Genomic DNA, 15172 nt, shown 5'->3' with positions numbered 1-15172 from the left:
TATGCCATCACCCGCCGCGGGTCAGCCCGTCACGGGTCAGCGCGTCGTGGGCCAGGGCGGCGTTGTGGGCGAGGTGGGCGGGGGCGAGCAGGGTGTCGTGGGTCCCGGAGCCTTCGACACGTACCGACCGGGTGCGGGAACTCTCCTCCCAGCCGGCCCGTTTTCCGAGTACGTACGGCAGTCCGCTCTCCTCGGCGGAGATCACCGTGATCGGGGCGGTGATCGTGCCGAGATTGGGGGTGCGGCAGCAGAAGCCGAGGAAGTCCAGGGCCTGGGCGACGGTTTCCTCGGTGCCGGGGCCGGGTGCGGTGCCGTCCCGGCGGGAGAGTTGGGCGCGGAGGCCCTTCTCGAAGCGGGACAGAGCCGCTTGGTCGAGCGGTTCGGCGTGGGTGAAGCGGTAGGAGTCCAGCAGCACCAGCTGGGGGACCTCCCGCCCGCGGCGTTCGAGCTCCTTGGCCACTTCGAAGGCGAGGTTGCCGCCGAGGGAGTAGCCGAGGAGAGGACAGGGGCCGGCAGGCTGGAGCGATTCGATCAGATCGGCGCAGCGGGTGATTCCGAGTGCATCGGGGAGACGGGGGACATAGTCGAGCGCGATGAGGCTGAACTGGGGCAGGTGGTCCGCCAGTTCGCGGTAGAGCAGGCCGTGGCCACCGGCCGGCGGGAAGCAGAAGAGGGTGCGTCCGGGGTCCGCCTCGGGGCCGAAGCGGACGTACGGCGTGGTGTCGGCGGTGTCTGCAGCGCCGTCGCCGCCGTCAATGCCCTCGGTGTCGTCGGTGACCGCACACTGCACCGTGCGGGCCATGCCGCGCAGTGTGGTGTCCGTGAACAACCTGCCGACGGGGATCTCGATGGCGTAGTCGGTGCGGAGGTGGTGGATCAGCTCAATGAGGGCGAGCGAGCTGCCGCCGCTCTCGAAGAAGTCGTCCGACGGGCCGACTTGTTGACCGCCGAGCACGGTCCGCCAGTGCTCCGCCATCCGTGACTCGTACGGGGTGGCGGGCGGCTCGGGGGCCCGGTCGGCCGGTGGGTGGGCGGGGGCCGGGAGTGCGTCGGTGTCGAGCTTGCCGTTCGGCGTGAGAGGCAGGGCCGGGAGCTCCACGAAGTGGGAGGGGATCATGTAGGTGGGGAGTCGGCCCGCGAGGTGGCGGCGCAGCTCCGTCCGGTCGGGGCGCGCGCCCTCGGCCGGTACGTAGTAGGCGCAGAGGGCGTGGTCGCCGCCGTCGGCGGGGCGGGTCGTCACATGGACCTGGCGCAGTGCGGCACAGTCCGCGAGCTGGGCCTCGACCTCACCGGTCGCCACTCGGTGGCCGCGCACCTTGACCTGCCGGTCCGCACGGCCCAACAGGTGCAGGGTGCCGTCGGCGGACCAGCGGGCGAGGTCGCCGGTGCGGCAGAGGGGACGCGCCGGGATGCCATCCGGGGTGCCGCCGCCCGGGGCGCGGTGCGGGAAGCGCCGCGCGGTCTCCTCGGAGCCGTCGGTGCAGCCGCTCGTGACGCCCGGGCCGCCGAGCCAGAGGTCGCCTGTCACGCCGGGTGGGACCGGTTCGCCGTGGCGGTCGAGGATGTACGCCTCGGTGTTGGGCAGGGGGCGGCCGATGGGGACGGTGAGGCCTGCGTCGAGGCCGTCCACGGGCCCTTCGAAGTACGTGCTGTCGATGGTGGCCTCGGTGAGGCCGTAGGAGTTGATCAGGCGGGTCGCCGGCCCGCACAGGGCGTGCAGCCGCCGGTGTTCGCCGACCCGCCAGGTGTCGGAACCGACGATGAGGAGGCGCAGGAAGTCGAGCCGCTGTCCGGTCCGTTCGCAGTGGCTCAGCAGGGCACGGGCCACCGCCGGGACGAACTCGGCGCAGTCCACCCGCTCCGTGACCATGGTCCGGTACAGCCGCGCGGTGTCGAGGATCAGGTCGCGGTCGGCGAGGAGCAGGGTGCCGCCGGAGCAGAGGGCGCGCACCACGTCACCGGTGAAGACGTCGAAGCACGGGCCGGCCATCTGCAGGTGGACGCGGGCCTCGTCGGCGAGGCGGTACTCCGCTTGCCAGGCGGCTTGCACCGAGGCGAGGTTGCGGTGGGTCACGCATACGGCCTTGGGGCGGCCGGTGGAACCGGAGGTGTGGAGGAGGTAGGCAGGCGCGTCCAGGGGGACCCGGGGCTCGGGAGTGTCGTCGGCCTGCACCCTGACCGCCGGTCCGTCGGAGACCGCCGGTTCGCCGGGGACCGCCATTGCGTCGACCGGCCGCCCGTCGGAGACCGCCAGTTCGCCAGGGAGTCCCAGTGCGTCGGAGACCGGCAGTCCGTCGGAGACCGCCAGTTCGCCGGGGGCCGCCGGCTCTTCGGGAGTCGTGACCGTGGGGCCGGGGCTCGCCGGGCGGGGGACGGTGGCCCGGTCGGTCACGGTGGCCCGGTCAGTCACGGTGGCCCGGTCAGTCACGGTGGCTCGGTCGGTCACGGTCAGGATGGCGCCCGCGTCCGTCACCAGTCGGTCCAGCCGCTCGGCGGGATGACCGGGGTCCAGGGGCAGGTAGCAGCCGCCCGCCCGCAGGACCGCGAGGAGCGTGACGATGAGCTCCGGTGACTTGGCCATCCGCAGTGCCACCACGGCGCCGTCCCGGACGCCCCGTGCGCACAGCTGCCGGGCCATGGCGCGGGACCGGTCGTCCAGCTCGGCGTAGGTCAGCCGGCGGGCCGCACCGGAAGCGGTGGGGGCCACGACGGCGACGGCCTCCGGGTGCGCGGCGGCCTGTCGCACGATGATCTCGTGCACGGGCAGGTCGTGGCGGGCCGTGCGGCCGCTGCCGCTCCACCGGGTCAGAATGCGGTCCCGCTCCTCGGGCCCGAGGAGCGGCAGCTCGCAGGCGGGCGCCTCGGCGGGGGCACGGGTGAGGGCGTCCAGCAGGTTCAGGTAGTGCCCGGCCAGCCGGCGCACCGTCGCCGCGTCGAAGAGGTCGGTGTTGTATTTGAGGGTGCACTCGAACCGGCCGTCCGACTGGTATTCGTAAGCGGCCAGGGTCAGGTCGAACTGGCCTTCCTGGTCCGGTAGTTGCATGTTCTCGATGCGGTGGCCCGCCAGTTCGTCGCCGAGCTGGTCGGTGAGCAGGGCGAACATCGTCTGGAACACCGCCGAGCGGCTGGCGTCGTGCGGCAGCCCGAGCTTCTCGACGAGGAGGACGAACGGGTATTCCTGGTTGTCCAGCCCGCCCAGCACCGTGTCGCGGGTGCGGCCCAGCAGGTCGGTGACCGAGGGGTTGCCGGCCATGCCGACGTGCAGCGGCAGCGGGTTGACGAAGTAGCCGTAGACCGGCGCGAACTCCTCGCGGGTACGCCCGCTGACCGGGCTGCCGACGACGATGTCGTCCTGGCCCGAGTAGCGGTGCAGCAGCAGGTAGTACGCGCTGAGCAGCACCATGAACGGCGTGACGTCGTGGCGGCGCGACAGCGCGTGCACCCGTGCGCCGAGCCCGGCGTCGATCGCGAAGGACTCCGACGCGCCGTTGTGGGTGGCCACCGCCGGACGCGGCCGGTCCGTGGGCAGTTCCAGGTCGGGAATCCGCTCCGGCAGGTGGCCGCGCCAGTAGTCCAGCATCCGCTCCGCTTCGGGCCCGGCGAGCAGCCGCTCCTGCCGGCTCAGGAAGTCCGGGTACCGCGCGGGCAGCGGCGCGAGCGCGGCCGGTCTGCCGGTGCGCAGCGCGTCGTAGACCTCGAAGAGCTCCTCGACGAAGGTGAAGATGGAGTGGGCGTCGGAGACGATGTGGTGGACGGCCTTCAGGAGGATCCAGCGGCCCGGTCCGGCGTGGTAGAGCCGCAGCCGGATCAGCGGGTCGCTCGTGAGGTCGTACGGCCGCCGGTACTCCTCGACCATCCGCCGCCGGACGGCTTCCTCGTCCTCGCCGCGGACGTCGAACAGGGCCGTGTCGGCGCGCACTTCCGGGGAGATCCGCTGCACGGGCCGGCCCTCCTTCCGCACGAACGTGGTCCGCAGGGCGGGGTGGCGTGCCAGGAGGGTGCGGAAGGCGGTGAACACCAGCTCCGGGTCCAGCTCGCCGTGGACCGTCAGCGCGCCGCCGATGTTGTAGGCGTGCGCGTCCGGGTCCAGTTCCTTCAGGAACCACAGCGCCTTCTGATTGTGGGTGAGGGGGTACTCCTCCATGGTCCGCTCCTCCTCGGTCCGCTCCTCCTCGGTCCGCTCCTCCTCGGTCCGCTCCTCCTCGGTCCGCTCCTCCTCGGTCCGCTCGTCCTCGGTCGGCGCAGACTCGGCCGCGGGAACGGACTCGGCCGCGGGAAGGGGATCGACCGCATCGGCCGCCGCCAGACCCTCGTACAGCCGGGCCGCCAGCTGCGTGACCGGCTCGCCGCTGAGCAGGGCCACCACCGGGAGGGAGACGCCCAGTTCGGTGTCCGTCCTGGCCCGCAGCTCCATCGCCAGCAGGGAGTCCAGGCCCAGCGCGAGCAGTCCGGCGGCCGGGTCGATCCGGTCCTGCGGCACGCCCAGTACGGTCGCGATCAGCTCGCCGAAGCGCTCGGCGACCAAGTGCCGGCGTGCCTCTTCGTCCGGTGCTGCGCGGAAGGCGTCCAGGAAGGTGCCGCGCGCCGTGCCGGTCGGCGCGTCGGCGGCGCCCGCCACCAGGTCCGCGATCAGCGGGGGCGGTGCGGGGTACCAGGCGGCCGCGGTCCGCCAGTCGGTGACCGTGGTGACGGCCAGGTGTGCCCGCTCCTGGCCGATGGTGCGTTCCAGTACGGCCATGCCGGCGGCGGGGGCGAGCGGGCTCATGCCGCGTGCGGTGCGGTAATGCTCGGCGAGGCCGCGCTCCTCGATCATCCCGGCGTCCCAGGGGCCCCAGGCCAGGCTGAGCGCGGGCAGCCCCTGGGCGCGACGGTGGTGGGCCAGTGCGTCCAGGAAGGCGTTGCCGGCGGCGTAGTTGGTCTGGCCCGCGGTGGTCAGCAGCGCGGCGACGGAGCCGAAGAGGACGAAGTGGTCGAGGGGTTCGTCGCGGAGGCAGTGGTGGAGGTGGCGGGCGCCGGCCACCTTGGGGGCGTACGCGGCGTCGAACGCCTCCCGGTCCATCTGCGGTACGATCGCGTCCCTGACCTCGCCGGCCAGGTGAAAGACGCCGCGGACGGGCGGCAGCTGCCGGCCGCGGTGGTCGGCGAGCCAGTCCGCGAGCGCGGTCTCGTCGGTGATGTCGAGCGCGACCGGGAGCGGCTGGGCGCCGAGTGCCTCCAGTTCGCGTACGAAGGCGACGCGCTGACCTTTGGTGCTGCCGGGGTCGATGGTGTGCCACCGGGTGCGGTCGGGCAGTGGCGTACGGCCCACGAGGATCAGCCGCCGCGCGCCGCGTTCCACGAGGGTGCGGCAGAGCACCTGGCCGAGGGCGCCGAACGCGCCGGTCACCAGGTAGCAGCCGTCGGGGCGCAGCCGCAGGGGCAGCGGGCGGGTGAGGCCGGTGGCCGGCCGGAGCCGAGCGGTGAAGCGGCGGTCGCCGCGCAGCGCGATCTCCTCGTCCCCCGCGGTGGTGAGTTCGCGCCAGAGCGCCGCGGCGTCCCCCGTGGTGGCGTGGGCCGGGAGGTCGATCAGTTTGCCGCGCCGGTCGGTGAGTTCCTGCTGCCACAGGACCCGGCCGACGCCCCAGGCCGCGGCGCCCAGCGGTTCGACCGGGTCGCCGTCGGCCGCTGCCTGCGTGCCGCGGGTGACGAGGTGCAGCCGGGCGCCGGGCTGTGCGGCGGGCAGCAGCTGGGCGAGGCGGACCAGCGAGCGGGCGCCGAGGTCGCGGCATCGTGCCAGGTCGTCCCCGGTGCTGTCGGCGAGCGGTGGCTGGTCCAGGTTCCACAGGTGGACGACGGCGTCGAAGCGGGCGTCGAGGTCGGCGAAGAGGCGCGGCAGGTCGTCGTCGGCGTCCGACCGTACGGTGGATTCGTCCGGGCCGTGCGCGTACCGGGTGCCCGGCCGTACGAGGTGGCAGCGGGCCCCGTTCTCCCGGGCCAGTGCGGCCAGTTCCTCGGCGACGGTGCCGGAGTCGGCGAGGAGGAGCAGCGCTTCGGGCGGTGCGGTGGTGTCCGCCGGTGCTGGGGTGTCGGTCCAGACGATCTCGGTGAGCCAGTTGTCGAGGGTGGCGGGTCCCGCGGCGGCCGCGGCGCGGTCGACGTCCACCGCGCGGAGGCCGGTGACGCAGCCGAGCGGTGTGCCGTCGTCGGCGTACAGCGCGAGGTCGCCGGTGATCTGTGCGTCGTCCCGCTGGGTGAGGGTGGCGTGTACCCAGAGCGGTCCGTCGCCGACGGGGTCGAGGCGTACTTCAGCGATCGAGAGCGGCAGCCGGATCCCGCCCGGCGTCCGGTCGTCCGTTGTCAGGACGGTGGTCAGGAGGGTCTGGAACGCGGCGTCGAGCAGGGCGGGGTGGCAGTGGTCCGGGGCCGGCCCGTGGGTGGGCCCGTCCGGCGGCCGGATGCGGGCGAGCGCCTCGTCGGGGCCGGTCCAGACGTCTTCGATGCGCTGGAAGGCGGGGCCGTACTGGTATCCCTGACCGGCGAGCGCGGCGTAGCACTCGGCACCGGAGAGGTGGTGGCGGGTGCGGGCGCGGACCGCTTTGGTGTCGAGTGCGGGGCCGGGAGCGCGTCGCTGGCCGGTGCGGACCACGCCGGTGGCGTGGACGGTGCGGCCGGTCTCCCTCTGTGCCGTGGCGGCGGTGAAGGCCGCGCTGTCGGGGTCGAAGGAGAACTGGACGGCGGCCGGGCGTGCGTCGTCGAGGAAGAGGGCCTTGGCGAACCGGATGTCGGCCAGTGCGGACGGGGCGCCGCCGGTCATCGTCCGTACCGCCTGCGCCGCCATCTCCAGGTAGCCGGCGGCGGGGAAGACGGTGTTGCCCTGGATCCGGTGGTCGGCCAGGTAGGGCAGCTGCTCGGTGTCGAGCCGGGTCTCCCAGGTGGACCGGGTATGTGCGGTGCGGCGGCCCAGCAGCGGGTGGTCGCGGTGGCCGAGGCGGAGCCGCGCGATGCCTTCGGGCTCGGCCCAGTACCGGTCCCGGCGCCAGGGGTAGCGCGGCAGCGGGACCGGGCGGCCGGCCGGCTGGAGAATGTGCCAGTCCGGCTCGGTGCCGAGGGTGTGCAGCTCGGCGAGGGTCCGCAGGAACCGTTCCGGCTCGTCCTCCCGGCGGTGCAGCGAGGCGAGTGTGCGGCCTTCGATGCCCTTGGACGCGAGACATTCGGAGATCGAGTGGCCGAGCACCGGGTGCGGCCCGACCTCCAGGAAGACGCGGTGGCCGTCGTCGGCCAGCCGGTCGACGGCGGCCAGGAAGCGGACGGGCGCGCGGACGTTATCCCACCAGTAGGCGGCGTCCAGTTCCTCACCGGACGCGACGCCGGTCCGGGCGGTCAGGTACAGCGGCAGTTCGGCCGTACGCGGCTTGAGGTCCGCCAGGCCGTCCAGCAGTTCGTCCCTGATCGGGTCCATCCGCACGCTGTGGTACGGGACGTCGACCGACAGGAAACGGGCGAAGACCTGCTCCTGTTCGAGGCCTGCCGCCAGGTCGCGAAGCGCGTCCGTATCGCCGGAGAGCGTGACGCCCGAGGGGCTGTTGACCGCCGCCACCGACACCAGGTCGCGCAGCGGGCGGATCCTGCGTGCCGCCTCCGCCTCGGTCAGTCCCACGGCGAGCATGGTGCCGGTGCCGGTCAGCCGCTGCTGGAGACGGCTGCGGTGCAGGATGATCCCGACGGCCTCGGGGAGGCTGTACACGCCGGCTTCGTAGCAGGCGGCGACCTCGCCGGTGCTGTGTCCGACCACGGCGTCGGGGCGCACGCCGTAGCTGCGCCAGAGTGCGGCGAGGCCGGTCTGGAGCGCGAAGTTGGCGGGCTGGGCGAGCCAGGTCCCGCCCATTCTCGACGCGGTCTCGTCCGCGGCCAGTTCGTCGAGCAGGGACCAGCCGGCCTGCTCCCGGATTTCCCGGTCGCAGGCCTCGACGGCGGCCCGGTACACCGGTTCGGTGGCGAGGAGGCGGCGACCCATGCCCCACCACTGCGGACCCATGCCGGTGAACACCCAGGCGGTAAGGCGCTGTTGGCGCTCCCGTCGGCGGCCGGTCAGCACCCGCGGGTGCGGCTCCCCCCGCTCGTACGCGGCGAGCGCCTCGTCCAGCGTGCCGGGGGCGTCCGGGGAGTACACCACCGCGAGCCGGTGCTCGTGGTGTTCGCGGCGGTGAGCGAGGGTGTGGCCGATGTCGGCGAGCGGGGGCGGTGTGCCGGGCGTGCCGGAGAGTTCGGCGCGGAGGCCGGCCGCGAGGTCGCGCAGCCCGTCGGGGTGGCGTGCGCTCAGCGGCAGGAGGGTGGGGTGGTTCCGCGGCGTCCGGGGAGCCGGGGCCTCCTGGTGCGGTGGTTCCTCCAGGAGGACGTGGGCGTTGGTGCCGCCGAAGCCGAAGGAGTTGACGCCGGCCCGGGCGGGACCGTCGTGCGCGGGCCAGTCGACCAGCCGGTCCGGGATGCCGAAGGGCAGCGCGGCCGCGTCGATGGCGGGATTGAGGCGCTCCAGGTTGAGGTGCGGCGGGATCTGGCGGTGTTTCAGGGCCAGTACCGTCTTGATCAGTCCGGCGACGCCGGCCGCGGACTCGCTGTGCCCGATGTTGGTCTTGACGGAGCCGACGTAGCACGGTGCGCCGGGCGGGCGTCCGGTGGCCAGGACGCGGGCGAGCGCGCGGGCCTCGACGGGGTCGCCGACGGGGGTGGACGTGCCGTGCGCCTCGACGTACTGGAGGCTGCCGGGTTCGACGCCGGCCTCGGCGCACACCCGCCGCGCCAGGGTGACCTGCGCGTCCTCGCGCGGCACGGTGATGCCGTTGGTCCGGCCGTCCTGGTTCACGCCGCTGCCGAGCACCACCGCGTGTACGGGGTCGCCGTCGCGCACCGCGTCGGCCAGCCGCTTCAGTGCCACCACGCCGACGCCCTCGGCACGGACGTAGCCGTCCGCCGACGCGTCGAAGGCGCGCGAGCGGCCGTCGACGGAGAGGAAGCCGCCCTTGGTCTCGGCGACGGTGTACTGCGGGGCGCAGTGCAGCAGTGTGCCGCCGGCCAGCGCGAGGTCGGTCTCGCCGCGCAACAGGCTCTGCCGGGCGAGGTGGAGGGCCACCAGGGAGGAGCTGCAGGCGGTGTCGAGGGTGACGCTGGGGCCGCGGAAGTCGAAGGCGTGCGAGATACGGTTCGACACCATCGTCATCATGGTGCCGGTGGCGGTGTGCGTGCCCACGAAGTCCAGGTCGGAGAAGTGCAGCACGTTGTAGTCCGCCGTGAACGCGCCGATGAACACGCCGACGTCGCGGCCCGCGAGGCCCGCCGGCGGCTGTCCGCCGTCCTCCAGTGCCTCCCAGGTGACCTCCAGGAGCTTGCGCTGCTGCGGGTCCAGGTGCGCGGCCTCGCGGGGGCTGATGCCGAAGAACTCCGGGTCGAACTCGTCGAAGCCGTCGATGTATCCGCCGCGGCCGCCGACCAGCCGGCCGGGCTTGGCCCGGTCCCGGCTGCGCAGCGTGGTGATGTCGTACCGGTCGGCCGGGGTCGGGACGATGCAGTCCCGGCCCGCCGCGAGGTTCCGCCAGAACGCCCGGTGGTCGTTGGCGTGTCCGGGCAGTCGGCAGCCGATGCCGATGATGGCGATCCGGTCACGGAGGTCGCAATCGGGCGCTTGAGTCATGAGCGCACGATAAGGGGGCAACCCCGGATCAGCCGGGCACCGATGCTGACGACACGTCACTTCAGCTTGTCGGACAGTCGCCCCGCCGGAAGGGGCGCCGCGCTACCCGGCCCCGCCGGGCAGGACGTAGCCGGAACCGTCTTCCGCTCCCCAGCCCGCCTCGGCCGGACGCCTGTTGAGCGGGTCGGCGTCGGCGAACACACACAGGGCCCGCAACCGCTGCCGGAGGCGGCGAGGGTCGACGGGCGGACCGCCGGGTGAGATGTCGGCGGCCAGTTTGTACGACCCGCGGCTGCCGGCGCGCAGCAGGTACGTCAGATGCCAGACGTCGGTACCGGGCAGCCGGTCCAGCAGCGAGGAGGTGAGGTCGTCGTGGTCGGTGATGCCGTCGGCGAGCAGGAGCACCTGACCGGTGGCCCGGTGGCCGCGCCAGAGGAACGTCACCGCGCGGTCGTCGGCCTCCCCGGCGGCCTCTTCGACCACGGGCGTGCCGCGCCGCTCGGCGTCCGCCCAGAATTCGGCGAGCAGGGCTCCGCGTTCGGCTTCGGTGGCGGTGGCGAGCCGGGCGGCGAGGCGTTCGACGCAGGGTCCGGCCGTGCGGAACGGCCGCGAGTCCTGAGCGTCGGGACCGACGAGGACGTACATCTTTCCCGCTTTCCTGAGCGGCGGGCGGCCCCTGTGACCACCCCGCCGCGACCATGTTTACTTAGGTTAGCCTAAGCTAACTTTATTGGTCACACGGATTTGCCCCGCCCCGGGAGGCCGCCCATGCGTCTGCTCGTCACCGGCCGCGCCGGATTCACCGGCTCGCCCTTTCTCAGGGCACTACTGTCCACCACCCCCGTCAGCACCCCGCGCGCCGTCACCGTGCTCGACCCGTCCGCCGGATCCGGCCCCGCCGGGCCACCCCCCTTCGCCGGCCGCAGCTGCATCGACCACGTACCCGGCGACCTCCACGACCGGCCGCTGATCCAGGAGTTGATGCGCCACCACGAGCTGGTCGTCCACCTCGCCGAGGAACCCGACGCGGCCCGCGCCGCCGCCGTCGACCTGCCGGGCACCCGCACCCTCCTCCAGTCGGCCGTGCACGCCGGGGTGACAAGGTTCGTCTACGTCTACGACCACTACCGGGCGCTGCGGCTGACGCTCGGCGGCGGCGCGGCCGGCCAGGTGCACGACCTCGGCGACGGGGCCGAGCTGACCGCCGCCGAGCTGACCGGACGTCTGCTCGCCGAGTGCGGCCCCTCGGGAGGCGTGCGATGAGCTGCTGGCTGGTGACCGGGGCCGACGGCGAGGTCGGACGCAGGCTGTGTGCGCTGCTGCGCGCGAACGGCCAGCGGTTCCTGCCGCTGGGCCGGGACGATCTCGACCTCGGCGACGCGGCGGCCGTGCAGACCACCCTGCTGCGCACACGGCCCGCCGTCGTCGCACACTGCGACACCCGGCCCGGCACGGGCGGGATGCCCTCCGGGCCGCGTGCCGTCCGCGGCGACCTCGACGCCCTGCGGGTGCTCGCCCGCGCCTGCGGCCGGCTCGACGCCTGCCTGCTGCACCTGGCCGCGGGCCGGACGCTGTGCACGACGTCGCTGTACGCGGCGCACGGCCGCACCGTGGTGCACGAGGAGCTGCCGGACAGCGCGCCGGGCACCCCGCGGCGGCACCCCGACGGCGGCTGCCGGGCACCGGACTGGGTGTGCGACGTGGCCGAACGGCTCTACGCGCTGGGCAGTAAGCCGGGCGGTCGGGCAGCCGGCGGGCCCCGCCCGGCACCCGCCGTCAGCGGTGCGCGCGGACACCGCTGAGAAGCCGGCCGTCGCGGGCGGCGCGGTCCGGCACACCGAGCGGGGTGTGCGGGCCGCACTCCGCCAGCACATCGAACAGGCCCGCCACATGCGTACGCAGGCGCGCCGCCGTGTAGAGCCCGGGGTGGGCGGCGCAGTCGATGCGCAGCCCCGAAGCGCCGCCGTCGGCGCCGACGGTGACGGCGAGGTCGTGGACGGGCCCGTCGGTGAGGGGGTGCACGAGGGCGGGCGCGCCCGCGAAGGTGAGGCCGTCACCGGGCTCCCGTTCCGCGATCAGCGGGCCCACCAGGGCCGGTCCCGTGGCGCCGCGTCCGAGGTCGCGGCGGAGGTCCGTCAGCGGGTAGCGCTGGTGACGCCGGGCGGCCCGCAGACCGAGGACGGTCTGCCGGATCAGCGTCGCGAAGGTGTCGTGCGGACGCACCGTCAGACACAGCGGGAGGACGTTGCGCAGCACGCCGGGGACGCTCAGCGTCGTCGGTCCGGTGCGGCCCGGCATCGGCACCCCGAGTACGACGTCGGCCGCACCGGTGGTCCGCGCGACGTACAGCCCCAGTGCCGCGGTGAGCACCTCGGCCCGGGTGGCATCCAGCCCGGCGGTCAACTGCCCGATTCTCCGGACGAGATGCCCCGGTACGGCCACGCCGTCGCGGAGGGCGGTGCGGGCGGGCGGTGCGGTGCGGCCCGCGAGCACGGGCGGCGCGGGGCGGTCGCCCAGGGTGGCGGACCAGTGGACCCGGTCGGCCGTGTACTCGTCGGACGCGCGGTACGCCGCCTCGTCCGCGATCAGCGCCGAGAGCCGGCCGAAGGGGCTGTCCGGCGGGCGCAGGCCGGCGGCGAGCGCGTCGTACACCTCGGCGGTCCGCCGGACGAGGAGGCAGAGCCCGAAGTCGTCCATGACGAGGTGATGGACGCGCCGGTACCACAGCCAGCGGTCCTCCCCGACCCGGAACAGCGCGTACCGGAAGAGCGGTCCGCCCTGCGGGAAGGGGCGTTGCAGGTCCGCCGCCATCCAGGCGTGCGCCTCGGCGTCCGGGTCCGGCCGGTTGCGCAGATCGGCGCGGTGCAGGGGGAAGCCCTTGCCCGGCGCCTCGATGACGAGCGCGCACTGGCGGGGGCCGTCGGCGGTGGCGAAGAGCCGCATGCGCAGCGCGCTCGCCTCGCCGACCGTGCGCTGGAGCGCCTGCGCGAACAGGCGCGGTTCCAGCGGGCCGAGGATCTCCCGGTACTCGGCGCTCTGGTACGCCGGACCGTCGGGGCCGTACCGCGCGTCCCACACCTCGCGCTGGGCCGCCGTGAGCGGCAGGGCGCGGGGGCACGCGGACGACGGGACGCATGACGCGCCGGCGAGCGGTTCCGGTATCGGCATGACCCACCCCGATCTCAGTAAGGTAAGCCTAACCTAACATGATCCTTCGGAGTGGGAAGAGGGCGCCGACGGGCCCGGCGGCGAGACGGGCGCCCTGACGAGGGACCTGTCAGCGTGTGGCGCGGGAGCGCGTCAGCAGGACGTAGACGAGCGGGGCGACGGCGAATCCGACGGGCAGCGAGAGGTCCATGCCGCCCGTCGCGCGGGCTACCGGGCCGGTGAAGAGCGGGGTGTGCACGCACAGGGCGGCGGCCGCGGTGGCGAGGACCAGCGCGGCGGCGCCCGCCCGGTTGACCCCGGCGGTGTACCAGTACCGCGAGCCCGGCGACTCGTCGCACAGGTCCCGGCCGTCGTAGCGGTTGCGGCGCAGCACGATGTCGGTGGCGTAGACCGCCATGCCGGGGCCGAGCAGTGCCACGGTGAGCTGGAGGACGTTGCTGACGGTGTCCAGCAGACCCGAGAAGAACAGGGCGTACAGGGTCAGCGCGACGCTGAGGAGGCCGTCGACGAACACGCTCAGGGACCGCCGGATGCGCACCCCGACGGCCTGGAGCGCGAGCCCGGAACTGTAGGCGGTCATCGCGTTGATGGCGACCGTGCCGAGCACGACCGCGAACAGGAACACCGGCCGGAACCACGCCGGCACGATGCCCTCCAGCGCCGCCTGCGGATCGGTCATGTCCAGCGCGGTGCCGGCCAGGGCACCCAGCCCGGTGAGCAGGACACTGGGCACGTAGGCGCCGAGCGCGGTCCAGCCGGCGACCGCCCGGGGCGAGGTGGCGGGCGGCAGGTAGCGCGAGAAGTCGGCGCTGTTGCTGTACGATAGCGGCCCCGAGGCGACGAGGGTGAGGCCGGCGGTGACAGCGGCCCACAGCTCCAGGCCGTGCAGCGGACGGTCCGGCCGGTACCCCCAGTCGGCGTGCGCCACTATGTACCCCGCGAGCACCGCGAAGACCACGGTGAGCAGGGCGGTCAGCGGCAGGTACAGCTTCACGATGGTGGCGTGTCCGTACACGCTGATGGCCAGCGTGACGGCGGCGACGGCCACCACGACCGCGGCCTCCACACCGGTCCCCGGCTTGACGCCGAGCCGCTCGACGAGGCCGACGGCGGCGCCCGAAGCCGCCGCGAGATTCAGTGCGACGTAGCAGACGCACACGGCCCAGCCGGTGACGGCGATGGCCACCCGGTTGCCCCGGATCCCGTACATGGCGCGCATGACCACCTCGCTCGGCGTGCCCGAGGCCGGGCCGCTGACGGCCAGCAGCCCGACGAGGAGCCAGCAGAGGTTGCCCACCAGGATCACCGCGAGGGACTGCCACAGACTGAGGCCCATGACGGTCAGCGCGCCACCGACCACCAGACTCAGATAGCTGACGTTGGGCGCCGCCCACACCGCCCACAACTCTCTTGCTCTGCCGTGCCGTTCGCGCTCGGGGATGAAGTCGATGCCGCGGGCCTCGACCTTGCCCGCCCGGTCGAGTGCCGGCGGCGGCTCGACGTCCGCCTGCCGTCCGTCGGTCTTCCGTCCGTCTCCGGTGGGGTCGGGAAGCGTCGCTGCCATGAATCCTCCGAGGGTTCGGCCAACGGTCGGCCGCACATGCCGACTTGAGCGAGCCGGGATCCGCACCGGCTTGCTTATTGGTCGCACACCCAATAACGTTCGAGGCATGTCGTCAAGTGCCCGGCCGCAACGAATCCGGAAATCCCCCGAGGCCCGGCGGGCCGAGATCGTCGGGACGGCCGCGGCGATCGCCCTCGCCGAAGGGCTGGAGTGCATCACGCTGCGCCGGATCGCCGACGAGCTCGGTGTCCGGCCCGGCCTCATCGGCCACTACTTCCCGGCCGTCGAGGACCTGGTCGCCGAGGCGTTCGGCACCGCCGCCACCGCCGAGCTGGACACGCTGCTGCCCGCCGAGCCGACGGACGGCACACCGCTGGACCACCTGACGCGGTTCTTCGCCCGCACGATCGGCGACGCGTACGACGACCTGAGCCGGCTCTGGCTCAACGCCCGGCACCTGAGCCGCTACCGGCCCGTCCTGCGCGAGCGGGTCGGCCGCCAGGAGGGCATGTGGCGGGACCGGCTGGCCGGCGTGATCCGCGAGGGGACGGCCGCCGGGATCTTCCGCACCGACGACCCGCTGATCGCGGCGGCGCACATCCTCGTCGTCATCGACGGACTGGGCGCGCACGCCAACACCGGCGACAACGGCCGGCCCGCCGCGGTGCTCAACCTGGCCGTCACCACCGCGGAGCAGGCCCTCGGCCTCACCCCCGGCGCCCTCGCGGGGCCCGGCACCGGCCGGCCCACCGCCTCCGGCCAGTAGGCAGTGCCGA

At 73.8% G+C, this 15172-nt stretch carries 7 protein-coding genes; 3 read left to right on the top strand and 4 right to left on the bottom strand.

Features of this window, described 5'->3' with window-relative positions:
- Positions 1–7: 7 nt before the first annotated feature.
- Positions 8–9664, bottom strand: a complete 9657-nt coding sequence (locus ABZ840_RS29240) for a condensation domain-containing protein (RefSeq protein WP_361564184.1) — start codon at positions 9662–9664, stop codon at positions 8–10.
- A 102-nt stretch (positions 9665–9766) separates the two neighbouring features.
- The gene (locus tag ABZ840_RS29235; protein ID WP_361564181.1) at positions 9767–10309 is read right to left on the bottom strand and encodes an enterochelin esterase domain-containing protein; all 543 of its coding nucleotides are present in this window, start codon (positions 10307–10309) and stop codon (positions 9767–9769) included.
- 123 nt (positions 10310–10432) lie between these two features.
- Between ABZ840_RS29235 and ABZ840_RS29230 the strand changes: the two genes are divergently transcribed.
- Complete coding sequence (locus tag ABZ840_RS29230) at positions 10433–10927, top strand: NAD-dependent epimerase/dehydratase family protein (RefSeq protein WP_361564178.1); 495 nt, start codon at positions 10433–10435, stop codon at positions 10925–10927.
- Positions 10924–11466, top strand: a complete 543-nt coding sequence (locus ABZ840_RS29225) for a sugar nucleotide-binding protein (protein ID WP_361564175.1) — start codon at positions 10924–10926, stop codon at positions 11464–11466. The genes ABZ840_RS29230 and ABZ840_RS29225 overlap by 4 nt, the downstream gene beginning before the upstream one ends.
- On the opposite strand, the gene ABZ840_RS29220 is transcribed toward ABZ840_RS29225, so the two are convergent.
- Entirely contained in the window at positions 11441–12832 is a 1392-nt protein-coding gene (locus ABZ840_RS29220) for a condensation domain-containing protein (RefSeq protein ID WP_361564172.1), read from the bottom strand. The genes ABZ840_RS29225 and ABZ840_RS29220 overlap by 26 nt on opposite strands.
- 109 nt (positions 12833–12941) lie before the next feature.
- Complete coding sequence (locus ABZ840_RS29215) at positions 12942–14396, bottom strand: cytosine permease (RefSeq protein ID WP_361564169.1); 1455 nt, start codon at positions 14394–14396, stop codon at positions 12942–12944.
- Positions 14397–14502: 106 nt separating this feature from the next.
- Here ABZ840_RS29215 and ABZ840_RS29210 point away from each other — a divergent pair, with 106 nt between their 5' ends.
- Complete coding sequence (locus ABZ840_RS29210) at positions 14503–15162, top strand: TetR family transcriptional regulator C-terminal domain-containing protein (RefSeq protein ID WP_361564166.1); 660 nt, start codon at positions 14503–14505, stop codon at positions 15160–15162.
- Positions 15163–15172 lie beyond the last annotated feature (10 nt).

The sequence above is a fragment of the Streptomyces sp. NPDC047117 genome, from assembly GCF_040643545.1.
Taxonomy (GTDB): domain Bacteria; phylum Actinomycetota; class Actinomycetes; order Streptomycetales; family Streptomycetaceae; genus Streptomyces.
The sequence above is the reverse complement of the archived record's forward strand: the minus strand, read 5'-3'. Positions and strand labels throughout refer to the sequence as shown.

Coding starts and splice junctions, on each gene's coding strand:
- ABZ840_RS29240 (WP_361564184.1), bottom strand. CDS start 9,664: ATGACTCAAGCGCCCGATTGCGACCTCCGTGACCGGATCGCCATCATC.
- ABZ840_RS29235 (WP_361564181.1), bottom strand. CDS start 10,309: ATGTACGTCCTCGTCGGTCCCGACGCTCAGGACTCGCGGCCGTTCCGC.
- ABZ840_RS29230 (WP_361564178.1), top strand. CDS start 10,433: ATGCGTCTGCTCGTCACCGGCCGCGCCGGATTCACCGGCTCGCCCTTT.
- ABZ840_RS29225 (WP_361564175.1), top strand. CDS start 10,924: ATGAGCTGCTGGCTGGTGACCGGGGCCGACGGCGAGGTCGGACGCAGG.
- ABZ840_RS29220 (WP_361564172.1), bottom strand. CDS start 12,832: ATGCCGATACCGGAACCGCTCGCCGGCGCGTCATGCGTCCCGTCGTCC.
- ABZ840_RS29215 (WP_361564169.1), bottom strand. CDS start 14,396: ATGGCAGCGACGCTTCCCGACCCCACCGGAGACGGACGGAAGACCGAC.
- ABZ840_RS29210 (WP_361564166.1), top strand. CDS start 14,503: ATGTCGTCAAGTGCCCGGCCGCAACGAATCCGGAAATCCCCCGAGGCC.